The organism is Streptomyces sp. NPDC006544 (genome assembly GCF_040611715.1).
GTDB lineage: Bacteria > Actinomycetota > Actinomycetes > Streptomycetales > Streptomycetaceae > Streptomyces.
Genome location: NZ_JBEXOV010000064.1, coordinates 1 through 24,848, shown reverse-complemented (window position 1 = coordinate 24,848; position 24,848 = coordinate 1). Strand labels below are relative to the sequence as shown.

17 protein-coding genes are annotated in these 24,848 nt (G+C 72.3%); 7 read left to right on the top strand and 10 right to left on the bottom strand.

Going from position 1 to position 24,848, the window contains the following annotated elements; translation table 11 throughout:
• Window positions 1-10: 10 nt before the first annotated feature.
• From ABZY44_RS26045 to ABZY44_RS26025, 5 genes are all read left to right on the top strand, one after another.
• Window positions 11-1,513, top strand: a complete 1,503-nt coding sequence (locus tag ABZY44_RS26045; RefSeq protein WP_356657828.1) for an MFS transporter — start codon at window positions 11-13, stop codon at window positions 1,511-1,513.
• A complete protein-coding gene (locus ABZY44_RS26040; RefSeq protein ID WP_356657826.1) occupies window positions 1,510-3,660 on the top strand; it encodes a radical SAM protein in 2,151 nt (716 codons plus the stop codon). Before ABZY44_RS26045 ends, ABZY44_RS26040 begins: the two co-directional genes overlap by 4 nt.
• 156 nt (window positions 3,661-3,816) lie before the next feature.
• Window positions 3,817-5,892: a SpoIIE family protein phosphatase gene (locus ABZY44_RS26035; RefSeq protein WP_356657824.1), complete on the top strand. Its 2,076-nt coding sequence runs from the start codon at window positions 3,817-3,819 to the stop codon at window positions 5,890-5,892.
• Window positions 5,893-6,090: 198 nt separating this feature from the next.
• Window positions 6,091-8,157, top strand: coding sequence for a SpoIIE family protein phosphatase (locus ABZY44_RS26030; RefSeq protein ID WP_356657822.1), 2,067 nt, complete (start codon window positions 6,091-6,093; stop codon window positions 8,155-8,157).
• A gap of 95 nt (window positions 8,158-8,252) precedes the next feature.
• On the top strand, window positions 8,253-8,774 hold the full coding sequence (locus ABZY44_RS26025; protein WP_356657820.1) for a hypothetical protein: 522 nt from the start codon (window positions 8,253-8,255) through the stop codon (window positions 8,772-8,774).
• Window positions 8,775-8,863: 89 nt separating this feature from the next.
• On the opposite strand, the gene ABZY44_RS26020 is transcribed toward ABZY44_RS26025, so the two are convergent.
• Window positions 8,864-10,336, bottom strand: coding sequence for a hypothetical protein (locus tag ABZY44_RS26020; protein ID WP_356657818.1), 1,473 nt, complete (start codon window positions 10,334-10,336; stop codon window positions 8,864-8,866).
• Between the two features lie 337 nt (window positions 10,337-10,673).
• Between ABZY44_RS26020 and ABZY44_RS26015 the strand changes: the two genes are divergently transcribed.
• Window positions 10,674-11,399, top strand: a complete 726-nt coding sequence (locus tag ABZY44_RS26015) for a pyridoxamine 5'-phosphate oxidase family protein (RefSeq protein WP_356657816.1) — start codon at window positions 10,674-10,676, stop codon at window positions 11,397-11,399.
• 181 nt (window positions 11,400-11,580) lie between these two features.
• Here the strand turns inward: ABZY44_RS26015 and ABZY44_RS26010 are convergent, their stop codons facing one another.
• From ABZY44_RS26010 to ABZY44_RS25970, 9 genes are all read right to left on the bottom strand, one after another.
• Window positions 11,581-14,073: an RICIN domain-containing protein gene (locus ABZY44_RS26010; protein ID WP_356657815.1), complete on the bottom strand. Its 2,493-nt coding sequence runs from the start codon at window positions 14,071-14,073 to the stop codon at window positions 11,581-11,583.
• Window positions 14,074-14,239: 166 nt separating this feature from the next.
• Window positions 14,240-15,076, bottom strand: a complete 837-nt coding sequence (locus tag ABZY44_RS26005; RefSeq protein ID WP_356657814.1) for a class II fructose-bisphosphate aldolase — start codon at window positions 15,074-15,076, stop codon at window positions 14,240-14,242.
• The gene (locus tag ABZY44_RS26000; RefSeq protein WP_356657812.1) at window positions 15,057-15,995 is read right to left on the bottom strand and encodes a hexose kinase; all 939 of its coding nucleotides are present in this window, start codon (window positions 15,993-15,995) and stop codon (window positions 15,057-15,059) included. The genes ABZY44_RS26005 and ABZY44_RS26000 overlap by 20 nt, the downstream gene beginning before the upstream one ends.
• Entirely contained in the window at window positions 15,992-16,981 is a 990-nt protein-coding gene (locus ABZY44_RS25995) for an ROK family protein (protein WP_356657810.1), read from the bottom strand. The genes ABZY44_RS26000 and ABZY44_RS25995 overlap by 4 nt, the downstream gene beginning before the upstream one ends.
• On the bottom strand, window positions 16,974-17,936 hold the full coding sequence (locus ABZY44_RS25990; RefSeq protein ID WP_356657808.1) for a sugar isomerase: 963 nt from the start codon (window positions 17,934-17,936) through the stop codon (window positions 16,974-16,976). Before ABZY44_RS25990 ends, ABZY44_RS25995 begins: the two co-directional genes overlap by 8 nt.
• A gap of 79 nt (window positions 17,937-18,015) precedes the next feature.
• On the bottom strand, window positions 18,016-19,788 hold the full coding sequence (locus tag ABZY44_RS25985; protein WP_356657854.1) for a glycoside hydrolase family 35 protein: 1,773 nt from the start codon (window positions 19,786-19,788) through the stop codon (window positions 18,016-18,018).
• 86 nt (window positions 19,789-19,874) lie between these two features.
• Window positions 19,875-20,792 carry a carbohydrate ABC transporter permease gene (locus tag ABZY44_RS25980; protein ID WP_356657806.1) on the bottom strand — a complete coding sequence of 306 codons (918 nt, stop codon included), beginning with the start codon at window positions 20,790-20,792 and terminating at the stop codon, window positions 19,875-19,877.
• Entirely contained in the window at window positions 20,789-21,757 is a 969-nt protein-coding gene (locus ABZY44_RS25975; protein ID WP_356657804.1) for a sugar ABC transporter permease, read from the bottom strand. The genes ABZY44_RS25980 and ABZY44_RS25975 overlap by 4 nt, the downstream gene beginning before the upstream one ends.
• 128 nt (window positions 21,758-21,885) lie before the next feature.
• Complete coding sequence (locus ABZY44_RS25970; RefSeq protein WP_356657802.1) at window positions 21,886-23,181, bottom strand: sugar ABC transporter substrate-binding protein; 1,296 nt, start codon at window positions 23,179-23,181, stop codon at window positions 21,886-21,888.
• 232 nt (window positions 23,182-23,413) lie between these two features.
• On the opposite strand from ABZY44_RS25970, the gene ABZY44_RS25965 reads away from it, so the two are divergent.
• Entirely contained in the window at window positions 23,414-24,448 is a 1,035-nt protein-coding gene (locus tag ABZY44_RS25965) for a LacI family DNA-binding transcriptional regulator (RefSeq protein WP_356657800.1), read from the top strand.
• The last annotated feature ends 400 nt before the right edge of the window (window positions 24,449-24,848 follow it).

Here is a 24,848-nt window from a genome sequence, read left to right as displayed (position 1 = left end):
AGGAGGAGACGTGGCAGCAGCCGCGCACAGGTTTCGTACGGCACGCGTCAGCGGGCCGATGTCGGTGCGCGGCTTCCGGCTGCTGCTCGCCGGACAGCTCTCGTCGACGGTCGGGGACTACTGCTACGCCGTCGCTCTGCCCTGGCTGATCCTGTCCGGCGACGGCGGTCCCGTCCTGCTCGGTACGGTGCTGGCCTGCTACGGCATCCCCCGGGTCGTCACCATTCCGCTGGGCGGGGTGGTGGCCGACCGGTTCGGCGGCCGGCCGGTGATGCTCGTCGCCGACGTGGTGCGCGCGGTCGCCGTCGGGTTCCTGGCGCTGGTGACCTTGAACGGGACGCCGACCCTGGCTCAACTGGCGCCCGTCGCCATGGTCCTGGGCGCCAGTTCCGGCGTGTTCATCCCCTCGTCGTACACCCTCCTGCCCGCCCTGCTGCCCAGGGAGGACCTGGGCCGGGGCAACGCCCTGTCCACCATGGTGAACCAGGTCGGCGGCCTCCTCGGACCGACCGCCGGCGGTCTGCTGGTGGCCGGCTTCGGGGCCGGTCCGGCGCTCGCGGCCGACGCCGTCTCCTTCCTGGTGTCGGCCGGGGTGCTCTTCCGGATGCGCACCGGAGCGGACGCCGCCCCCGGCACTGCGGGGGCCCCGGCCGACGCCGCTCCCGGCAAGGGAGCCGCGGGGCCCTCCTTCGTCGAACTGCTCCGCAACGGTCGGCTGTTGCACGTGGTGCTCGTGGTCGCACTCGTCTGCAACCTGGCGTTCAACGGCACGATCGAGGTCGCCCTGCCCGGACTGGCCCACGCGCGCATGGGCGCCACGGGGTACGGCGTACTGCTGACCTGCCTGAGCCTCGGCGGCCTGGCCGGTTCGCTGCTGGCGGCGCGCGTCCGTACGGTGACCTCGCCCGCCTACCTCTTCGCCGGGCTCGCGGTGGTCATGGGGGTCGCCCTGGCGGCCGTACCGTACGCCGGCGGCCTGGCGGGCGCCGCGGTGAGCATCTGCGTGTACGCGGTGGCCAGCGGATGGCAGAACATCGTCGCCGTGACGATGCTGCAGGTCTGGACGCCCCCCGCCCTCATCGGACGGGTCATGAGCCTGGTGATGCTGGCCGTCATGGGCACCTTCCCGATCTCCGTGGCCGTGGCCGGCTTCGGGGTCCGCCACCTCGGCGCGGCGCCGTTCTTCCCGGTGGCGGGGGCGGCCATCTCCCTCGCCGTCCTGGGTGCGCTCACCCAGAAGGCGTTCCGCGGCTACCGCACGGGCAGCGAGTACGGCTCGGACGCCGGGTCCGGGCCGCCGGCGCCGAAGGCGACTCCGGCGGCGCACACCACCCGGGCCGCGGCGACGGCGCTGGCCGAGGCGACGGCCCCCGCACCCGTGCCCCCCGCGCCCGATCCCCCCGTACCGACGACCCCCGTACCGACGACCCCCGCGCCGCGGGCGACGGCTCCGCCCGCCGCCCGTTCCGCGCACCCGTGGCAGGACCGCAGCAGTCAGGAGTCGCAGGGATGAGCGTGTTCGTTCCGTTGGGCAGGCCGGTGCACGACCGGGGGCGGGAAGCCAGTGGCGTCGCGTACTTGCTGGTCAACCCGCCCATCACCGATCCGACGACCCCCTACCACTCGATCCCGTACCTCGTGGGCGCCGCCCGCGAGGCCGGCCACACCACCTACGGCTGTGTGGACGCCAACCTGGAGGCCTTCGAATACCTCGCGGACCCCGAGCGCTTCGGCGCCGCGATCGATTCCGCGCGGCGGACCCGAGCCGGGATCGAGGGCCGGTCCGGCCCGCTCTCCCGGTACGACGAGATCCGCTACCGGCAGTCCCTGGCGGCGGAGGGCCTGACCGCCTCGTCCGCCCGGGACGCGGTCCGCGTGTTCAAGGACCCGGAGCTCTTCTACCACCCCCCGACCTACGCCCAGGCGGTCGCGGTGATGAGCCGGTGGTGGGACCTGCTGGCGATGGACATGCCGCCGGGGGCGCTCGACGGCTTCTCGATGCGGGCGAAGTCCACCGTCAACCTGTGCAGCACGGCGGACCTGTCCGACCCGGCGGTCGTCGAGGCCGTCTCCCGCCCCTTCGAGGGCTACTTCGCCGACGGGTTCGACTCCCGGCTCCGCGAGCGGAGCTGGGACCTGGTGGGCCTGTCGGTCAACTACACCAGCCAACTGCCCGTCGCCCTGCGCATGGCCCGGCTGATCCGGTCCGTCCTGCCCGGCACGGTGATCGTCTTCGGCGGCACCGAGGTCGGTGACGTCGTCAAGTACGCGGCGGACCCCGACGCGCCGTGGAGGGTCTTCCAGGACGCCGACCTCATCGTCCCCGGCGAGGGTGAGGCCGCGCTCGTCGGCATCCTCGACGCGATCAGGGACGGCGCCGGCTTCGACGGCGTCGGCGGGGTGATGACGAGGACCCGCCCGAACCCGCTGATCGCCTTCACCGGCGTGGACACGCTGGCGAGCCCCGCGTACGACGTCTGGGAATGGGACCGCTACTGGTCGCCGGAGCCGGTGATCCTCTACAGCCCCACCCGCGGCTGCTACTGGAACAAGTGCACCTTCTGCGACTACGGCCTGAACACCGACCGGCCGACCTCGCCCTCCCGCGAACGCCCCGTGGCGGCCGTGCTGGAGGACCTGCGCCTGGCCTCGCGTTTCGGCCGGACGCTGTACTTCGCCGTGGACGCCATGTCCCCCCGCTACCTGCGCACCCTCGCCGAGGCCCTCGCGCGATCGCCCCTGGACATCCGGTGGGCCGCGGAACTGCGTCTCGAACGGACCTTCCCCGAACGCGCCGTGGGCGAACTGCTCGCCGCCTCCGGCTGCGTCGCCGTCTCCTTCGGCTACGAGTCCGGCACCCAGCGGGTCCTCGACCTCATCGACAAGGGCGTACGGATCGCCCAGGTGCCGGACGTCCTGGCCGAGCTGGCGCGCAACGGGATCGCGGCCCAGATGATGGGGTTCACCGGATTCCCCACCGAGTCCGCGTCCGAGGCGCTCGCGACCTACGAGTTCCTCCAGGACCACGAGAAGCTCTGGACGACCGCCGGGATCGGGGTCTTCTCCCTGACACCGGGCTCCATCGTCGCGAAGGACCCCGAGCGCTTCGGCATCGAGCTGCTGCCCATCTCCGCCTCCGACGACATCCGGCGGTACGTGAACTGGCGGGAGCGGGGCTCCTCGACGGTGCACTGGCCCGAAGCGACCGACTCCCGGATCCCGCGGGAGTACGTGGCGAGCATCCGCAAGGTGAGCTTCGATCGGCCCTTCGTCGGCGGCATCGACTCCGCCCACAGCCTCCTCTACTACGCCCGCTTCGGCCGGACGCTGCTGCCGGACGCACCGCCGGGAGAGCAGCCCCTCGTCCGGCTCGCCGACGAGCCGGTGGTGAACGTGCCGTTCGCCTCCGTGGAGGCCCTGACCGGCGTCGACGACCTGATGGCCGAGGTGGGCCGCAGGAGCCGTCACCACCTCGACACGACCGCCTCCGCCTACGGCGACTGGCTGCGCGGCACGGGAGCGGCCCGCCCCGGGGCCTGCGCAGCCCTCGTCCTCGCGCACGGAGACGTGGTCGAGCTGCCCGCCGGAGTGGACTTCACCGCGGACACCGCGATGGCCCGGGCCCTGCGCCTCATGGTGGCGGCCCAAACACGCACCTGACGGGGCGGGACGCGCCGGATGCGGCGGCGGACCTTTCGCCTTCGCCGGCTCCGCGACCCGCGCGGCGCCCCCGCCGACGCCTTCGGCGAGCACCCTCCCGGTCGCAGGGTCACGCCCGGGAGGGCGATACTGAAGGCCACGCTGCGTGGAGGCGACATGCGCGAACCGGAGCATGGCGGCCCGAGGCCGGCCTCGGCGTCCGTCAGTGACGTGGCTGCGGTCGTCCTGGACGACGAGGGCGTGGTCATCGCCTGCTCCGGGGCGGCAGCGGCGATGCTCGACTGCTCGCCGGGGCGGCTCTGCCCGCCCCTGCTGGCGCTGCTCCCGGGCGAGGGACCACCGGACGGAGCGGCCGCCGGCCTGGCGTTCGAGGTGATCCGCCTCCGGGCGCGGGCCCGGGGCGCCCCCGCTTCCGACGCGCGGTGGCTCGTACTGGTCACACCGACCGCGACCGCGACGGAGGCGGCCGCGCGCGACTCGGCGCGGCGCCGGGCCGCGCTGTCCCACGGCGCCGCCGCGAGCATCGGCGCCTCCCTGGACGTGACGGAGACGGCCGAGGCCATCGTCGAGTTGCTCGTCCCGGGCTTCGCCGACCTGGCGACCGTGGACCTCGCCGAGCCCGTGCTGGTGGGGGAGGAGCCGGCGCGCCTGGACGCCGGCGGCGACGTCCGTCTGTGGCGGACCGCCTCCGCGCAGAGCGCGGAGATCGCCGCCGAGGGCCTCCTGGTGGTCGGCGAGGCCGTTCCCCCCGTCGCGGACAGTGCGGTGATGCGTCCCCTCATGGAGGGGCGCGCCGTGCTGGTGGCCGACGTCGCCGTCCTCCGAGAGGCGCTCGGAGCGGATGCGGAGAGCCTGCGGCAGCTCGTCCCGGGCGGTGCGCATTCCTCCGTGGCGGTGCCCCTCCACGCGCGCGGCCTGGTCCTCGGCTGCGTGACGGTCTGGCGCGGTCCGCGGCCCTCCGCGTTCGGCGAGGAGGACGCCGTCCTCCTGCAGGACGTCGTCTCCAGGGCGGCGCTCGGCGTGGACAACGCCCGCCGCTACACCAGGGAGCACCGCTCCGTGGTGGCGCTCCAGCGGAGCCTCCTGCCGCGCTCGTCCTGGGACTTCCCGGCCGCCCAGACGGCGGCGGCCTACCAGCCGGCGGGCGGCGGCCTGGGCGTCGGCGGGGACTGGTTCGACGTGATCTCCCTGCCGTCGCTGCGCGTGGCGTTCGTCGTCGGCGACGTCGTCGGGCACGGCCTCGACGCCACGGCTGCCATGGCGCGGCTGCGGACCGCGGTGCAGACCCTGGCCGACCTCGATCTGGACCCGGGCGAGCTCCTCACGCACCTGGACGACCTGGTGCTCGGTCTCTCCAGCGAGCGGACGACCGGAGAATCCCCATCGGAGCTGGCGGTCCTGGGCGCGACGTGTCTGTACGCCGTCTACGACCCGGTGACGGGGGAGTGCAGCGCCGCCACCGCCGGGCATCCCCCGCCCGCCCTGCTGGCTCCGGACGAGGACCCCGTCTTCGTCGGCATGGCGCCGGGACCGCCGCTGGGAGTGGGCGGCATGCCCTTCGAGGTGACGGAGTTCGGCGTGCGGCCCGGCAGCATGCTGGCCTTCTTCACGAACGGACTCGTCGGGAGCCGCGACGGCGACATCGACCAGGGGATGGAGAAGCTCAGGAGCTCGCTCGCCGCCGCGGACCGGGACCTGGCCCTGGCCGAGATCTGCCGGGGCACCTTCGACAGCGTGCTGCCCCGCGAACCCGTCGACGACGTCGCCCTGCTCCTGGCCCGTACCCACGGCCTCTCCCGCGGTCACATCGCGCAGTGGGAACTCGAAGCCGACCTGTCCCTCGTCGCGCACGCCCGGGAGCTGGTGACGGAGCAGTTGTCCGACTGGCAGTTGGACGACCTTGCTTTTGTGACGGAGCTCGTCGCCAGCGAACTCGTCACGAACGCCATCCGCTACGCAGGCGGCCCTGTCGGGCTCCGGCTGATCCGGGACCGCAAGCTCATCTGTGAGGTGTCCGACCCCAGCAGCACCCAGCCGAGGCTGCGCCGTGCCCGGGAGACGGACGAGGGCGGCCGCGGCCTCTTCCTCGTCGCGCAGCTCACCGACCGCTGGGGCTGCCGGTTCACCCGTTCCGGAAAGACCATCTGGACGGAACAGGGACTGGGCGAGGCGGATCCGGCTCCGCGCCACGATGCGGCCCCGGGCCGCAGGTCACCGGCCTGGAAGCGGTGACGGCCCGGTCCTTGGCCCACCGGCCGCAGACGGGTGACGCACCTGCGGGCCGCGGGCCGTGCGCTGCGGACCACGGGGTCGGTCGCCGGGGCCGGACCGGCCGGGAGGCGGTGTGACGCCGACCGGCAGACGATGGAGGCGTGGAAACGACCGCGGAAGGCAGGGCAAGGACGCCGCGGCGCCGGGTACGGGTGCCGGATGAATGAGCCCATCCCGGCGGACGAGCTGATCAGCGGCGCCGCGCAGGCCGCCGGCGGATGGCTGGGCGCGCTGCCGGTCGCCCTGATGTCCACGAGCGCCGACGGCACGATCGTGCGCTGGAACCAGGTGGCGCAGGAGCTGCTGGGGTACGCCCCGCCGCAGATGCTGGGACGCAACATCGCCGACCTCCTCCATCCGGGGTCCGACCGGAGCCTGGGCCGCTCCCTCTGGGAGGCCGCGGCCACCGGGCGGGGGGTGATGGGCACGGTGACCGTCTGGCACCACGACGGGCACCCGCTGGAGGTGGAGATCTGGGCCTCACCGGTGTCCGACCGCGGGCACGGCGCGGCGACGATCCTGGTCTTCGCCGCCGATGCCCACGCGGCGCGGCGCATCAGGGGGTCGTCGGCGGTGTGGGACGGCCTGTTCTCCCGCTCCCCGGTCGGCATCGCGGTCCTCGACACCCAACTGCGGTTCCTGCAGGTCAACGCCGCGCTCGAGGCCATGAACGGGCTGCCGGAGTCGGCGCACGTGGGGCGCCGCCTGGCCGAGATCCTCCCGGAGGTGAACGCCCACGAGATGGAGGAGGCCATGCTGCAGGTCCTGGCGACCGGGCAGCCGCTCCTGGACCGCCGCCGCGTCGGACGGACACCGGCCGAACCGGACCACGACCGGGCGTGGTCGTGCTCCTACGTCCGGGTCGAGGATCCCGCCCACATGCCGATCGGCGTCATCGCCTCGCTCGTCGACATCACCGACCAGCAGCGCGACCACGTGGAGGCCGAAGCGGGACGGCGCCGCCTCGCCCTGCTCAGCGAGGCCAGCATCCGCGTCGGCTCCAGCCTGGACCTGGAGCGCACCGCGCAGGAACTCGCCGACCTCGCCGTGCCGCGCCTGGCCGACGCCGTCACCGTGGACGTCCTGGACGCCCTGGCGCGCGGGGACGAGCCCGGCACCGGGCTGATCGGCGGGGTCGCACTGCGGCGCCTGGGCAAGGCCCCCCTGACGGGATCCAGGGTGACCGACGTCCTCGCCCCCCTCGGCAGGACCCTCGTCTTCCCTCCGGCCGCCCCCTACACCCAGGCCCTCGCGGCCCGGCAGAGCTATCTGGTCGCCCGGCTCGACGAGCAGGCCGTCGCCCTCGCCACCCGGCACACGGCCAAGCCCGGGCAGCTGGTCTCGGTGGGAGTGCACTCGTCCATCATGGTCCCCCTGGTGGCGCGGGAGACGGTGCTCGGCGTCGCCACCTTCTACCGCACCCGCCCGGTCGGGCCCTTCGGCGCCGAGGACGTCACCCTCGCCGGTGAACTCACGGCCCGCGCCGCGCTCAGCATCGACAACGCCCGGCTCTACCACCGGGAACACGGAACCGCGGTCATCCTCCAGCGCAGCATGCTTCCCCAGCACATCACCCCGCCCCCGGGCCTCGAGGTCAGCCACCGCTACCTTCCCGCGAGCGACGTCAACGAGGTCGGCGGCGACTGGTACGACGTCCTGCACCTGGCCGGGGGCAAGGCGGGCCTGCTGATCGGCGACGTCATGGGACACGGCATCGCGGCGGCCGCGGTCATGGGCCGGCTGTCCGCCTCCGTACGGGCCCTCGCCCGCCTGGACCTTCCGCCCGTCCGGCTCCTGGACCAGCTGGAAGCCGTACTGGGCGATCTCGCCGAGCCGATGCTGGCCACCTTCCTGTACGTCGTCTGCGACCCGGCCACCGGCCACTGCACCGTCACCCGGGCCGGGCACCCGCCGCCCGCCCTCGTGCTCCCCGACGGCATGGTCCGGCTCCTGGACACGCCGCCCGGCGTCCCCCTGGGCGTCGGCGGCGTCTCCTTCACGCCCACGGACTTCACCCTGCCTCCGGGCAGTCTCCTGGTCCTCTACACCGACGGCCTGATCGAGGCACGCGGCCGGGACCTCGACGAGCGGCTGGCCGAACTGACACGTCTCCTCGCGGACCCCCAGCGCCGGCTGGACCACCTGTGCGACTCGCTGATCACCCACCTCGTCCCGGCGGCGGCCGACGACGACGTGGCCCTCCTGGTGGCCCGCATCGGGGGCTGACGCCGCGACCGGCGCCCTTCCCCGTACGACACGGGAAGGCATGGTTCCGGCGTCGTTCCGGGGTGCCCGGCACGCCGCCCCCTACGGTGGCTCGCGTGACGGAACGCGCGGCGGACGCAGGGGACACGGCGAGGGTCGCGGAGACGGCCGCGGCCCAGCTCAAGGAGCGGCTCTACGCGACCATCACCATGATCTCCGTCGTCATCGGGCTCGCGGGCAGCAGCCATGTGGAGGCCGTGGGAGCCGCCGCGACGGTGGCGACCGCCTCGGCCGGCCTCTGGTTGTCCGCACTGGTCGCCGACCAGCAGGCCCACCGCGTGGTGCACGGCGCGTTCGCGCGGGGGCGGGAACTGCGCACGATGCTCTTCGTCAGCAGTCCGCTGCTCGTGTCGGCGGTGGGACCGCTCGTCCTGATCGGCGCGTCGGCCCTGGGTGTGATGGGCCTGGAGTCGGCCTTGCTCACGGCAGCCGGGGTCAACGTCGCCACCTTGTTCGCGTGGGGGTGCTACGGCGGGATCCGCATGGGCGGCGGGGCGGCCTTCGCCCTCCTGGCCGGCGCGATCGACGCGGCGATCGGGACGGCCGTCGCGCTGGTCAAGGCCGCGGCCGGACACTGACGCGCGAGCACGCGGACCCCGTACCGGTCGAGCGTCGCCAGGATCGGGGCGAGCGCGTCGACCGGTCCTCCGGGCGGTCACCGGCTCCGTCAGGTGCGGTTCAGGGGGAGGTCGAGGCGGGCGAGGGTCATGGTCCGGTCGGTGACCACCACGTCGGTGTCGGTGAACCGGGCGGAGCCCAACCGGTCGCGGACGAGGGCGCGCAGGGCGGGGTCGTAGGAGTCGAGGCCGTCGAGTACGGCCTGCGGAACTTCGACGGTGCCGTAGAAGCTCCTGGGCTGGGACGTGAGCCCCGGGGCCTGGGGGCTCTGGCGCAGACCGTCGACCGTGTGCAGCGTGAGCCGGAGCTCCTGGCCGCCCGCCCGGAGGATCAGCGGCGTGGCCCCCACCGCGACGTCGAACTCCTCGACGCGGGCGGTGACCTGGCCGAGCGCGCCGCCGTAGTCGTACGGCGAGGGCGGTGCCAGGGTGTCGGCGGAGCGGTCGGCCGCCGTGTTCTGCAGGCCGTGGCCCTCGAGATGCTCGCCGGTGGGCGTGAAGGTCCACCCGGACGCGGTGAGGGCCTTGCCCCAGTAGCCGGTGCGGCCCTGGTCGCCGCCCTCGACGCGCAGTTCGCGGGCGTCCGATCCGACGCCGGTCTTGTGGATCGAGATCCGGTCGGTGACCTGTCCGGGGATCTTGGGCTGGCGCATCCAGCCGGGGGCGGGCAGCTGGATCTTCGGGAAGGCCGCGCCGCGCTGGTCCTCGTAGGAGTAGCTGAAGAAGATCCTGTCGGAGCCGGCGATGTCGAAGTCGTACAGGCGGGTGTACATGTCGCCGTAGCGGTTGATGACGAAGGAGGTGGAGGCGGCGGTGGACAGCGCCTCGGCCTGGAAGCGTCCGCCCAGCGGGGTGGCCATCTCGTAGCTGTGGTCGGCGGGGAGCCAGGGGTCGACATACGTGATGCGGCTGCCGTCCTCGTTGAGCGCGAAGACGTGGGAGACCTTGGCTCCGCCCGCCGGGTGGTCGTTGCCGGCGGTGTCGCGCCACACCTTGTCCTCGCCGGGAGACAGGACCGACCAGGTCCAGCGGGCCGAGTGGTAGGGGACGGTGTTGCCGCCGCCCAGCCACAGCGGGGCACCGTAGCGGTGGGTCCAGTTCCACGTCCAGGGCGCGTTGAGGGCGTGGTCCATGGTGTAGATGGCACCGTCCTCGTCGAGCGCGACCAGTTCGTCGTCGTCCACGGAGATGCCGGTGACGTGTCCGGCCAGACAGTCGGGCAGTGCCATCACGCGCCAACCTCCGCTCGCGGCGGCCTCCTTGACATGGATCCGGCCCGCCCGCAGAGCGAAGGACCACCGCCGGTTGAAGGTTTCCGTGGTCCCGCGCAAATGGATCTGAGACGGCAGGCCGACGGCTGACGGCTGCAGTGCCGAGAGTCCCAGGGTGCTGTCGCCCGGCACGAGGTCGGCCAGGCCGGCGGTCCCGGCCAGGCGGCACGGACCGGTGGCGGCCGAGGCCGGGGTGGCCGGGGCGAGCGTGGCCACCAGGAGCACGGCGGCGGCCAGGGAGGAGCGAAGCATGTCGGATCCGTTCGAGAGGGATGAGGACGACCGGCGGGCCCTTTGGACGCACTGGGCACGAGTCTGGCAGCGAAGCACCACGTCACTGAAGGGTCGTCATATTACTTTTGAGTAACTAAAACGGGAGGGTGTCGTTCACCTGCCCGCCGAGCGAGGGATTTCGCGGAATCGTGCCAACTGGTGAACTGATTTCGTTGAATCCTGGCGCGGGAACGGCGATATCGGTAGCGTGAGGGATGCTGTCCGACTGGCTCGGTGTGCCCCGGCCGTCCCTCGCGGCCCCGTCCACCACGCCGTGAAGTCCGCCCGCTCGCACCGCACTCGTGAAAGAGACGACGTGAACCACAGCCAACTCCCGGCCACGCTGGCGCAGACAGACCGCACCCGTCACCGCCGCCTGCGGGCGCAGGGAAGTCTGGACCGCGCCGAGCTCGACGCGGTCCTGGACGCGGCCTTCATGTGCCACTTGGGAGTGGTCGTCGACGGCCACCCCATGGTCGTCCCCACCGTCTACGGCAGCGACGGCCGGCACCTCTACTTCCACGGGTCCGTCGCCAGCCGGAGCCTGGTCGCCTCGCCCGGGGCGACGGTGTGCGTGACCGTGACCCACGTGGACGGCCTCGTCCTCGCGCGGTCGGTGTTCGAACACGGCGTCAACTACCGCAGCGCGATGATCTACGGCGTCCCGCGCCTGGTCACGGACGCGCGGGAGAAGCTGGAGGGGCTGCGCTGCCTGACCGAGCAGGCCGCGCCCGGACAGTGGGACTACGCGCGACAGCCGAACGCCAAGGAGATGGCGGCCACCGCGCTGCTCTGCCTGTCGCTCGAGGAGGCGTCGGTCAAGACGAGCACCGGCGGCCCGGACGACGGTGACGGACCCGACGCCGCGCTCGGAATCTGGGCCGGAGTCCTCCCCCTGGTCACCACCTGGGGCGACCCGGAGGCCGACTCCCTCCTCGCGGACGGCATAGAACCTCCCGAGCACGTCGCCGCCCGCGCCGGCACCCGGGCGTTCCGGAGGGGCGCGACCGGCGGGGACGCGGCGGGTGGCGGCGGCCGCTGAAAGACCCCGGGGAGCCGACCGGGCCCGCCTCGGCCGTCGACGAAGCCATGCGACCGGCCCTCGAAGCTGCGGCGATGCTGACCCACGGGCATGCGTGGGCAGACACGAAGACCTGCCGGGGCCCCGGGTAGGGGGCCGGGACCCCGGCAGGCCGGTCAAGGCCGCAGTGGCCGCTCTGGTCTCAGTTGACGGTCCACTGCTGGAGTGCGGTGCCGGTGTCTGGCTGTTGGGTGACCGGTGCGCCGTTGGCGGAGGAGGCGGCGGTCAGGAGCAGTCCGCCCGCCGCGGAGGCGACCGTGTGGTTGCCGTTGGCCTGCCGCGTGACGTTCCAGCGCTGGTTGGCGCCGTTGCCGCAGGTCCACTGGATGATCTTCGCGCCTGCGCTGGTGGAGCCGCCCTCTACGTCGGCGCACAGGCCGGACTCGCTGTTCTTGAGCTGGTACGAGCCATCGGTCTGCTGGGTGAAGGCCCAGCTCTGGTTGGCACCGCCGTTGGGCGACCAGGTGACGAGCTGGGTGCCGGGGGTGGTGCTGTGGCCCGGGTTGTCGAGCGCTTTGCCCGCGGCGGTGAGGGTGTGGACTCCGTTGAGGGAGGCCGTGACCGCCCAGGTGAACGTGGCCGTGCCGTTGACGGTGCCGGAAGTCGCCGTGACCGTCACGGTCGAGGTGCCGGCGGAGGTCGGGGTGCCGGTGACCAGGCCGCCGGAGCTGATCCTCAATCCGGCGGGCAGGCCGGTCGCCGTGAAGGTCAGGGGCTTGCCGAGGGAGTCGGTTGCCTGAAGCTGGAGGGAGACGGCCTTGTTCAGGGTTCCGGCCTGGTTGCCCGGGTTGGCGACCGTCACCATTTCGGGGGCTTGGGCGATCGGAGCCAGTGTCAAGGTCTGCTCGGCGGCCGTGCGGCTACCGCCGACGGCGTTGCCGGTGGAGTTGGTCCAACTGCGGACGGGAGTGGTCTCGGAGAGGCGGGCGGAGTCGGCGGAGAGACCGATGACGAGTCCGCTGTACCGGTTGACGATCTTGTACGTGCCGGTGGAGGTGCCGTCGGCGGGTGAGGTGCCGCGGATGACGAACCACTGCTGGCCGACGGTGGGCCCGCCGGTCCCGGCCGCCGTGACGGTCGGCTTGGTGCCCCAGGCGCGGGTCGCCGTGGAGGTGGCGCCCACCCCGAGGAGCTGACCGGTGCCGGAGTTGGCGATGCGGTAGGAGCCGTCGCCGTTCGAGGCGAAGGTCCACGATTCGAGGCCGGAACCGGTGGCGGCGGCCCGCGAGGTGGTGGCCGAGCTGCCGGATACCTGGGCCAGGACCCGGCCGCCGGCGCTGCCGATGCGGTAGGCCTTGGAGGTGTCGACCGGCGCGGCGGGCTCGGTCGTGTCGATCGCGAGGTCGACGTATTCGCTGCTGGCTCCGTCGGAGCAGCCGAAGGAGCAGTACGAGCGGAAGTTCTTGCCGACGATCGTGGAGCTGGTCTTGTTGCCGCTGTCGAGGAACCAGCGGTACCAGGAGGCGTTCTTGTAGCTGCCGGTGTCGCCGAGACGGAACCACTTCTGGGTGGTCAGGTCGGCGGTGGCGTAGATCTCCTGGGGGGCGTTGCCGCTCTGGTCGACCGCCTGGGGCTCGCCGATGTACAGGCCGAGGTGGGCGTTGTAGGTGATGTCCATGACGAACAGCGGGGACGTCGGGGGCATCAGGCCGCCGGCGACCTGCTGGCTCACGGAGCCGCTGTTGGCCGGGTCGTACTCCTTCGACGGCGGGGTGTATCCGGTCGTGCTGCCGGAGCCGACGGGGACCATGTTGCTCTCGCGGCCGCCGAGGCCGGGCTCGGACCACGCGCCGTCGTACCACTTCTGCCAGGAGCCGGGCGCCAGCTTCGCCGATATCGGAGCGCGGGCGACGTGCCCGTAGAACGCGGCCCAACCGCCGCCCTTGTTCACGATCCGGGAGCCGTAGAAGGCGTAGAAGTAGCCGGATCCGGTGTCGACGAACAGCCGTTGGTCACCGGTGCCGTAGTGGAAGGTCTGCTGCGGGAAGGCGGCGTTGTCGCCGCGCTCGGTGCTGTAGTGCGAGGTGATGACGTGGTCCTTGATGGTCCACGTGCGGCCCTGGTCCTTGGAGACGGCGTAGTCGATGCCGTCGTAGTGCAAGCCGTCGGCGAACGGCTGCGGGGTGAACTCGTTGTGCACGAGTCCGTACCAGTCGCCGGTGTCCGGGTCGACCCAGACGCCGGCGAGGTCACAGTAGTTGCGGTGCGCGTAGCTCGACCCCGCCGGCGCGGTGGTCGCTTCGAGACCGGTCGGGCTGTTGTCGCAGCGCCAACTGGTGTCGTTGTTGCGGTCATTGGAGTTCGCCGGGTTGACCGCGTCGCTGATGGCACCGGACCGGGTGGCGGTGTCGAGGTTCGTCCCGGTGAAGAACGTCCACCTGCGGGGGTCCTTGGCGCCGTAGAGCGCGTGGGCCTGCTGGAAGTAGAACGTGCCGTCCTTGTCGACGTAGGTGCCGGCGGGGGTGTCGTCAGGGTGCGTCCAAGAGCCCTTGGCGCCAACGGTGACGGTGTAGGCGGGGGCGGCGGGGGCGGTCGACGCCGCGGATGCCGGGGGCATCATCAGCGTGCTGCCGCCGGAGACGACCAGCGCGGCGGCGACGAGTGCGCCGGCCAGTCTGCTTCGAGGAGCGATCACGGGTACTCCCTGATCGGAGGAGCCCAGGGGGGCGGCTCCTTTGACGGTCCGTCGTCCTTGGGGACGGCGGCTGTGCTCGGGACCGCTGTGACACGACCCGAGTGGGGTGCTCCCGCGCCCCGGGCAGGACGACACGGGACGCGGGAGCAGTGTGGGGGGCGGGCCCTCAGACGCCCGCCAGGACGTTCAGGAGGCGCGCGACTTCCGCCGCGACCTCCTCACGGGCCGGGCCGAGGTACGTGCGGGAGTCGCTGACCGCGGGCTGACGGTGGAGTTCCCGCCGGACGGTCGCGGAGAAGATGGCGTTGAGGTGGGTGGAGACGTTGACCTTCGTCATCCCTGCCGACACCGCCCTGGCGAGGTCCGCGTCCGAGACGCCCGACGAACCGTGGAGGACCAGCGGCACGCCGGCGGCGCTGCGCAGGCGCGCGATCAGGCCGAAGTCCAGTACGGCGTCACGGGTGGCCATCGCGTGGGAGCTGCCGACCGCCACCGCCAGGCAGTCCACCGCGGTCGCCGCGGCGAACTCCCGGGCCTCCGCCGGGTCGGTGCGGACCCCCGGGGCGTGCGCGCCGTCCTTGCCGCCCACCTCGCCCAGCTCCGCCTCGACGAGTACGTCGGCCCGGTGCCCGTACTCGGTGACCGCCCGGGTGGCCGCGATGTTCTGCCCGTACGGCAGCTTGGAGGCGTCGAACATCACGGAGGTGAAACCGAGCCGAACGGCTTCGTGCACCAGGTCCTCGGACTCCGCGTGGTCCAGATGGACGGCCACGGGCACCGTCGCCTGTTCGGCCAGGGCGAGCGCGGCGCGGCCGATCGGCGCGAGGGAGCCGTGGTAGCGGACGGTGTTCTCGCTGATCTGGAGGATCACGGGCAGGTTCGCCCGGTGGGCTCCGTCCACGATGGCTTCGGCGTGCTCGAGCTGGACGACGTTGAACGCTCCGACACCCCGGTTCCGGGCGTACGCGGGGCCGATGATGTCGTCAGTGGCTGTCAGCGGCATGGGGCGTCTCCACACTCACGGTCGTGGTCGTACGGAACTGGTCGTAGAGGTCGCGGTGGACATCGCCCGCGAGGGGTGCCGGGACGGCGGCCGCGGACAGCGCGACGGCGTCCCGCAGGAGGTCCGGCCAGGGCAGGCCCGTTGCGAGACCGGCTGCGAGCGCGGCGACGCAGGCGTCACCCGCGCCGGTCGGGTTGCCGCGCAACCGGGCGGGCGGCAGGGCGCGGTAGCGCCCCTCCGGGGTGACGGCGTGCAGGCCCCGGGGGCCGTCGGAGGCGACGACCGTCCGAGCGCCGAGTGCCTGGAGTCCGGCGGCCGCGGCGGCGACATCCGACCGTCCGGTGACTTCGAGGATCTCCGCCGCGTTCGGCTTGATCACGTCCGGGCCGGCGGCCAGCGCGGAGAGAAGGGCGGCGCCGCTGGTGTCCAGGACGGTCACGGCCCCGGCGGAACGGGCCGTCGCCAGCAGTCCGGCGTAGCTGTCGCACGGCAGACCCGGCGGGAGGCTGCCGGCAAGAACGACGACGTCGGCCCGGGCGGCGAGTTCCGCGAACCGCCGTGTGAAGGACCGCCATGACTGCGGGTCGACGTGCGGCCCGGGCGGGTTGAACACGGTGGCGTCCCCGTTGCGCGTGGAGACGACGGTGACGGTCCTGCGGGATTCACCCCGCACGGGGACCAGCGCGTCCTCGAGGCCGGACGCACGCAGGTCCTCGCGCAGGATCCGGCCGGTCGTTCCTCCCACCAGACCCGTGGAGAGCACCGGGTGGCCCAGTGCCGCCAGGACCCGCGCCACGTTGATGCCCTTGCCGCCGGCCCGCTCGACGGGCTGTGTGACGCGGTGGGAGGCATGGGGGGTCACCTCGTCGACGAAATGGGTGACGTCCAGGGCGGCGTTCAGGGTGACCGTGAGGATCACAGCGCTCCTCCCACCCGGTCGGCCACCAGACCGGCCGGCCTGCCGGCCGCCGGGTCGGCGTCGGCGGCTTCCCAGCCGAGCAGGCCGGCTCCGAGGCAGCCGGCCTGCGCCCCGAGAGCCGCCCGGACCAGCTCCGGTCGCCGGTGACAGCTCAGACGGCGGTCGAGCGCGACGCGCAGCGGGTCGAGCAGGAGGCCGCCGGCACGGGACAGGCCCCCGCCGACCACGATCACTTCCGGAGCGAGGACCGCGGCGCACGCGGCGAACGCTTCCGCCAGCGCCTCGACCGCGCTCTGCCACACGCGGCACGCCACCGGATCGCCACCCGCCACGAGAGCCGCGACCTCCTCGGCCCCCTCCACCTCATGCCCCGACCGGGCGGCGTAGGCGGCGGCGATCGCGCGGGCCGAGGCCACCGCCTCCAGGCAGCCCCGCATGCCGCACGCGCACTGCTCGGCCCCGGGGGCGACCGCCAGGTGTCCGAGTTCTCCGGCGTATCCGCTCGCACGGAGCGGACGGCCTCCGACCAAGTGGGCGGCGGAGACGCCCGTACCGATGGCCACGAACAGGGCGTCGTCGAAGCCGCGGGCCGCGCCGAGCCTGCTCTCCGCCGTGCCGCCGGCGCGGACATCGTGGCCGATGCGGACCGGGAGTCCCGTCGCGTCCGTGAGTACCGCGGCCAGGGGCAGGTCGCACCAGCCGAGGTTGACCGAGTGCACCGCGCGCTGCGCGGGCTCGTCGACGATGCCCGGGACCACGACGCCGGCGGCGACGGGTTCCACGCCGATGCCGACCGCCGCCCCCGCCAGGTCGCCCAGCAGCCGGGTGATCGCGTCGACCGTGGCCTCGGGGCCCTGGCTCCGCGGGGTCGGGCCGTGCAGGGTCGTCAGCGGCCGCACGGTGCGGTCGAGGAGCGCGCCCTTCATCGACGTGCCGCCGACGTCCAGAGCGATCACGCAGGTGCGGGCGCCGGCCGGCTCAGCCATGCTCGTCGGCCAGCACCACGGAGCGGCTCAGGGCTCGGGGCCTGTCCGGGTCGAGCCCCCGCGCGCCGGCCAGGTGGACGGCCACGCGCTGGGCCCGTACGAGATCGGACAGCGGGTCCAGATCACCCACCGCGCCGCCGGATTCGGCGAGGTAGGCGACGCCGGTAGGGGCGACGTCGTCGGCGAGGCCGTGCGGTGCGGGCCCGAAGACCCAGGTGCCGCGGCCGGGTCCGGCGACGCTGATGGGGCCGTGGCGGTACTCCATCGCCGGGTACGCCTCCGTCCAGGCGCCGGCCGCCTCCCGCATCTTCAGCCCCGCCTCCAGCGCGAGGCCGTAGGCCCAGCCGTCGCCCAGGAAGGTGATCTGCTCCGCTGCGCACATCTCCTCGGGCAGCGGTGCGGCAACGGCCCGCTCGGCGTCCGCGGCGGCCTGGGCGATCGTGCGCACTCCCCGGGGCAGCGGGCCCCGGCTCTCCAGGTGGGCCCGCAGAAGGGCGAGGGTCGTCGTGGCGAACCTGGTCTGCACGACCGACTTCTCGTCGGCGTAGGCGAGTTCGATGACGCCGTCGGCGACATCGGCCACCGGGGTGCCCGCGTCGGCGGTGACGGCGGTGACCGGCGCGTGACCGCGCAGCCGGGCCACGAGGTCCAGGACCTCGGTGGTGGTGCCCGAGCGGGTCAGCGCCACGATGCGGTCGTAGCGGCGGCCCGCTGGGAACTGGGAGGCGGCGAAGGCGTCCGTCTCGCCTTGCCCGGCCCGCTCGCGCAGTCCGGCGTAGGCCAGGGCCATGAACCAGGACGTTCCGCAGCCGATGACGGCCACGCGCTCACCGTGCTGGGGCAGGACGTCCTGGTGGCCGGTGACCGAGGCGGCCGCCCTGCGCCAGCAGTCCGGCTGGGAGGCGATCTCGCGTGCGGTGTGGGAGGTGTACGCGGAGTCCGGGGGAGTGGACATCGGTGCTGGAGTCCTTCGGGGTGTTTCGCGGTCGCTGAATCGACCACGTGCGGTGGCGTGCGGGAGGGGCGTCGGCGAGTCAGTCGAACGTCTCGACGTATTCCTCGCAGGGCCCGAGGGCGGGCGCGTCCACGAGGTCGACGTGGTGGCCGAAGCGGTCGAGTTCGAGGATCGTCAGGACGTTGTCCCCCGCGCGCAGCAGCGGACGTGGAACGTAGAGGGTCGTCTGCGGGCCCACGTCCCAGTAGCGGCCGAGCAGGGTGTCGTTGACCCACACGAAGCCCTTGCCGAAGCCGGGCAGGCTCAGGAAGGTGTCGGCGGGCTCCGCGACGTGCAGGCGTGCGGTGGCGATGCCGCGGCCGTCTGCGGACTCGGCGGCCGCGCCGGCGCGCGTGAGGTCCTCCGTGGTCCACTCGTCGAGCGGCAGGGGGTACATGGACCATCCGTGGACGAGCCGCCGTTCCACGCGGACCCCGCCCAGAATGCCCTTGCCCTGTCCCAGCAGCGGGCCGTAGTTGATGCGTCCCTGGTTCTCCACCAGCAGGTCGAGCTGGATCGCCGCGCCCGTACCCGTGACGCCGAAGGACGCCTCCGGCCGGTCCAGGACGGTGACGAGGGTGCCGTCGACGAAGACCTGTGCGCGGTCGTGGAGGCCGGTGACCGTCACCTCGTGGGTGCCGGGAGGTACGACCGGGTGCGCGGTGTAGAGCACGAGGCCCGAGGCTTGTCCGAGGTCCTCGAAACTCAGCGGGTTGGCGGCGTGCACGGGCGTCGACACCGACCTCAGCGCAGCCGGCAGTGCGGATCCGCGGTGTACGGGGAGGGTGGCGGGCTCCAGCAGGGGCGGGTCGTCCGGCGGCTCGGGGACGGGCCGGGTGCTGTGGGGGGCGAGCCTGTCGCGCAGCGCGTGGAACTTGGGCGTGAGCGCGCCGTGTTCGGCCACGGGGGCGTCGGAGTCGTAGCTGGTGACGGTCGGCTGGAGGGCCGTGCCGTCGTGGTTCGCGCCGGCCCACAGCCCGAAATTGGTGCCGCCGTGTGCCATGTAGAGGCTCAGCGAGCCGCCTTGGGCCAGGATGCCGTCGATGTCGTCGGCGGCGCTCGAAGGGGACCGGACGTGGTGTGTCTCGCCCCAGTGGTCGAACCAGCCGTTCCAGAACTCGGCGCAGAGGAAGGGCTCGCCGGTGCGGCGTGAGCGGAGCAGCCGGACGGCCTGGTCGGGGCGTGAGCCGAACGTGGCGGCCGCCAGTTCGCCGGGAAGGGTGCCACCGTCGAGCATCAGCGGTGTGGGCCCGTCCGCGGTGAACAGCAGCTCGGAGACGCCGCGTGCTGCCAGGGCGTCGCGCAGCCAGCGCATGTAGGTGTGGTCGTCGCCGTAGCTGCCGTACTCGTTCTCGATCTGCACGGCCACGACCGGGCCGTCGTGAGCCGCTTGGAGGTCGGCGATGAGCGGGATCAGTACGTCGAACCAGCGTCCGACCTCGTCGAGGAACTCGGGGTGGCTGCTCCTGGGCCGCATGCCGGGCCGTCCGGTCAGCCAGGCGGGCAGGCCGCCGTTGTCCCATTCGGCGCAGATGTACGGGCCGGGGCGGACGATGACGTCCAGGCCGGTTTCCTCGGCGAGCCGGAGGAACCGCGGCAGGTCACGCCAGCCGTCGAAGCGGATGTCACCGCGGCTGCGCTCGTGGAAGTTCCACGGCACGTAGGTGTCCACGGTGTTCAGGCCGAGTGCGGCGACGCGCTCGAGGCGGTCCGCCCACTGCTCCGGGTGGACACGGAAGTAGTGCAGGGAGCCGGACAGGATGCGGTGGGGCTGACCGTGGCGCAGGAAGGATCCGTCCGCCCAGCTCAGCACCGGTTGCGTGACAAGAGCGCCACCGCCGTCGGTGACGGTGTCAGGTCGGGCGGTGCCGGCGGACTCGGTGGTGAGGGCGGGAGGGGTCACTTGACGGCTCCGGCGGTCATGCCCGCGCGCCAGAAGCGCTGGAGCGCGAGGAAGGCGATCAGAAGCGGAACTACGGAGACCAGGGATCCGATGACGACGAGGGGCGGGGGCACGGCGACGTGGCTGGCGTTCCAGGCGACGAGACCCACCGTCACCGGCTGCAGCCGGTCGTCCCCCAGGACCATGGCGGGCAGCAGGTAGTTGTTCCAGATCTCGACGAACTGGAACAGGAAGATCGTGACGAGGGCGGGGAGCATCATCCGTACCCCGATCGTGCGGAAGATGCGGAACTCACCCGCGCCGTCGAGGCGGCCGGCTTCGAGGACCTCGTCGGGCACGCTCTGCTCGGCGAAGACACGCGCGAGGTAGACACCGAAGGGGCTGACGACGCTCGGCAGCAGGACCGCCAGGGGATTGTCGATCAGGTGAACACCCGAGAACATCAGGTACAGCGGCAGTGTGAACAGCACCTTGGGCACGAGGACGGCTGCCAGGACCAGCGAGAACAGCATCCCGCGGCCGGGGAAGTCGTACTTGGCCAGGGCGTAGCCGGTCAGGGCGGACAGGACGGTGCCCACGAGCGCGCCGATGCCGCAGTACAGAACGCTGTTGAGCATCCAGCGCCAGAAGATGCCGTCGTCCTGGCTGCTGAGCCGGGCGATGTTGTCGAACAGGCCGAAGCCGTCGAACCACAGGCCGCTGCCGCTGAACTGCTCCCCGAAGGGTTTGGTCGCCGACACCAGCAGCCACCACAGCGGGAAGAGGAAGTAGAACGCGGACAGGCCCAGCAGGGCGAGTACGGTGACGCGGCCGGCGGGGCGCGGCTCGCGGCGGGGTCCGATCCGGGCGGGCACGGGCGCGCGGGCGGGCACGGGCGCGTGGGCGGGGGCGTGGGCGGGGATCACCGTGGTCATGCCTGGTCTCCTCGGCGGGTCAGCTTGAAGAAGATGAGCGACACGAGGCCCACGGCGACCGCGAGCAGGACCGACTGGGCTGCCGCGTACGGGTAGTTGCCTGCCGCGACCGCGCTCTGTGCCGACATCAGAGGGGTGAAGGCGGAGGAGATCGAACCGCCGGAGACCGGCTGCAGGACGGTCGGCTCGTTGAACAGCTGGGCCGATCCGATGATCGAGAACACGGTGGTGAGCACCAGCGCGCCCCGTACCGAGGGGATCTTGATGCTCCAGGCGATCCGCAGGGCGGAGGCTCCGTCCATGCGGGCGGCTTCGAGGACCTCGGCGGGGATGGACTGCAGGGCCGCGTAGATGATGATCATGTTGTAGCCGACCCAGCTCCAGGTGACGATGTTGGCCACCGACCACAGCACGATGCCGTCGTCGAGGAACGGAACGGTGACGGCGAGCGGTTCGAGCAGCCGGTTGATCGGGCTGGACGTCGAGGAGTACATGAACGACCACACGAGCGCGGCGCTGACGCCGGGGATCGCGTAGGGGATGAAGCTCGTCAGGCGGAAGAAGCCCCGGCCCCGCGCCGACTTGGAGTCGATGAGCAGGGCCAGCGCCAGGGCCGCTGCCAGCATGAGCGGCACCTGCACGACGCCGAACAGGGCCACGCGGCCGAGCGAGGCGGTGAACGAGCCGTCGTGCACGGCGCGCACGTAGTTGTCCAGAGGGGCGAAGACCTCCGTCGGGGCGGTCAGGCCCAGCCCCGACCGGCGGACGGTGAAAAGACTGTTGTAGGCCGCGTACAGGATCGGTGCGATGTACATGGCCACGAACAGGGCGACGAACGGGGCGCAGAAGAGCCAGGGGCCCAGACGTCGCGGGCGCCCGGAGAGGGCTCCGCGTGCGGGCCGGGACGGAGCGGCGGCCGCCGGGCGCCGTCCGGTCGCGCGCACCGAAGGGGAGGCTTGGGTCACGAACGGGGTCCTCACTGTGGTTCGCCCCCGCCGGCCGGCGAGTCAACGGCGGGGCGGCTGCTTGTACGTGCTGATGACGGGGCGGGGGTGGGAGGGATTCCTGTCACGCCCCCGCCCCGGCGACAGCGTTACGGGGCGACCGCGAGGCCCTGCTTGCGCATTTCGGCCATGGTGGAGTCCTGGGTGTGGCTCAGCGCCTGCGCGATGGTGCCCTTCCCGGTCCACGCCTTGCCGAGACCGTCATTGAGATCCGCGACCGTGGAGGTCATCAGCGGGCCCCAGGTCCACTCGGGGTCGACGTCCTGCGTGGCCGCGGCGAAGACCTCGTAGATCTGCTGCCCGCCGAAGTAGGGGTCGGCTTTCAGCTGCGGCAGGTGGAGCAGATCGTTCGCGGCGGGATAGATCGAAGCCTTCTCGACCAACGTGCCGACCGCCTGTTCGTCGGTTCCCAGCCAGTGGGCGAACTCCCACGCGGCCGCGGTGTTCTCGCAGCCCTTGAGCACGGCCGTCGCCGATCCGCCGGCGTTGCCGACCTTCTTGTCGCCCTCCTGCCACTGCGGCATGGGGGCGACGGCCCACTGCCCGTCCCCGTCCTTGGCGCCGCCCTTGATGACTCCCGCCTGCCACACCGCCCCGACGACCGTGGCGATGTCGCCGTTGCCCAGCCCCGTGTACCACGCCTGGTCGTACATGGGGGCGCTGCTGATCAGGCCGTCGTTCGCGAGGCCCTGCCAGTAGTCCGCGACCTGTCCGTTCTCCGCGGAGGCCATGTCGACCTTCCAGGCGTCCTTGTCGACGTCGAACCAGTCGGCCCCCGCCTGCCAGGCGAGCCCGGCGTAGTCGTAGTCGAGGTAGGGCGAGGAGATGAACCGCTTCGGGTCGGAGGCGTGGATCTTCTCCCCCGCGGCGCGGTACTCGGCCCAGGTGGCCGGGGGCTTCAGGCCGAGCGAGTCGAACAGCTTCTTGTTGTAGAAGAGGGCCATGGGGCCGGTGTCCACCGGAGCCCCGTAGACGGCCTTGCCGAGACTCACCGATTTCCAGGCGGCGCCCTGGTACTCCTGCTTGGCGGAGCCGGCGTGCTTCGACACGTCCTGGAGGGCGCCCTGGGCGGCGAAGCTGGGCATCGTCTCGTACCCCACCTGGGCCAGACAGGGCGCGTTGCCCGCCTTCACGGCGTTCAGCATCTTCTGGTAGCCGCCCTTCGCCCCGGGCTGCACCGTCTGGTACGTGACCTTGATGTCCGGGTGGCCGGCGTTGAAGGCGTTGACGGCGTCCTCGTAGCCGGGTGCCCATCCCCAGAATGTTATCGATGCCTTTCCGGAGGCCGATCCGGTGCCGGAGCCCGATCCCGAGCAGCCGGTGGCCGCGAGGGCGAGGGTGAGAGCACCTGCCACTCCGGCAAAACGGATGAAACTACGCTTCACAGCTCCTCCTGAGGGCCGCGGCAGGCACCGGAGACGTCCTGCACGGGGGCCGCCTGTCCGGCGGGGCATACCGGCGCTGTCGTCCGCCCGGTGTGCTGATGGCCGAAACTATGGCAGAGAATGTTATCGATGCCAATAGTTGGTCGCGCTTGATGTCCTGACCGGTAAAACTGCACGTGAGCAGCCATGTGAGCGATATCATTGGCCAGGTCGGACAGGAGAAAGGGATCCCATGGGGAAGAGCGGCGACACCAAGAGCGGAGCGCGCTCCCCGGGCATGGTCGATGTCGCCCGGGTCGCCGGCGTGTCCGCGCAGACCGTCTCGCGTGCGCTCGCCGGGCACCCCAACGTGCAGGAGAAGACGCGCGCGAAGGTCCTGGCCGCGGTCGACCAGCTCGGCTACCGCCGCAACAACGCGGCCCGGATGCTCTCGTCGGGCCGGAGCCGGACCATCGGCGTCGTGACCCTCCAGACGAGCTTCTACTCCAGGGCCGCCGTCACCTCCGGCATCGAGAAGGCCGCCCATGAGGCCGGCTACGCCGTCAGCGCCGCCACCACCGCCTCGCTGGACACCTCCGCCATCGAGAACGCGCTCTCCCGGCTCGCCGACCAGGACGTCGAGGGGATCATCCTCTCGGTGCCCCTCATCCACACCAGCCGGAGGATCGAGCAGCTCACCCTCACCACGCCCACCGTCACGATCGACGGCTCGCGCACCGACGCGACCGAGGTCCTCGCCATCGACCAGGTCCAGGCCGCCCGCATCGCCACCCAGCACCTGCTGGACCTCGGACACGAGACGGTGTGGCACATCACCGGCCCCGCTGAGTGGCTGGAATCAGCCCACCGCCGCGACGGCTGGCAATCCGCCCTCGAAAGCGCGGGCCGTGCCGTGCCGCCACCGCTGGAAGGGGACTGGTCACCCGCCTCGGGCTACCGCAACGGCCTGGTGCTCGCACGGATCCCGGACGTCACCGCCATCTTCGTCGCGAGCGACGAGATGGCCTTCGGGGTGATCAGGGCCCTGCACGAGGTGGGGCGGCGCGTACCGGACGACATCTCGGTCGTCGGATTCGACGACATCGAGCTCGCCGAGTACTGCTCGCCCTCCCTCACCACCATCGCCCAGCCGTTCCAGCACATGGGCGCCCTCGCGGTGACCCATCTGCTCCGCCAGATCGACGCCCCGGACGCCGTCCCCGAGCCGCGCTCGGTCGAACCGCGCCTCGTCGTACGTTCCAGCACGACGACCGCACCCGGGCGTTGAGCCTGGTGCCGACGGGGCTGCGCGGCACTCGGGCAGGCGGCAGTACCGGCACGGCGAACGGACGGATGCGGGGCCGTCCCGCTCCGCGTCCCGGACACCGGGCTGCTGCACTGCCCTGACGGTGCGTCGGAGACGTCGGCAATCGGTCGGCCTGAGTCCTCAAAGACTGCGGACGGCTGACCGAACATGCGAATCGTCGTCTGCGGTTCTCGACGAGGGCGAGAGGTCGGTGAAGTCCACGGTGCGGCTCTCGACGCCGAGTTCACCTTACGGACCCGGCGACACCACCCCCCAGGTCATGCCTTCCAATGCCGTTGCTTTTGGGGCGGGGTGGGCGTTGAGCCGTTCGTGTTGGTGTCGCGTCTGGAGCGGCTGGGGCTTGGGATCTTGACCCGGTCGT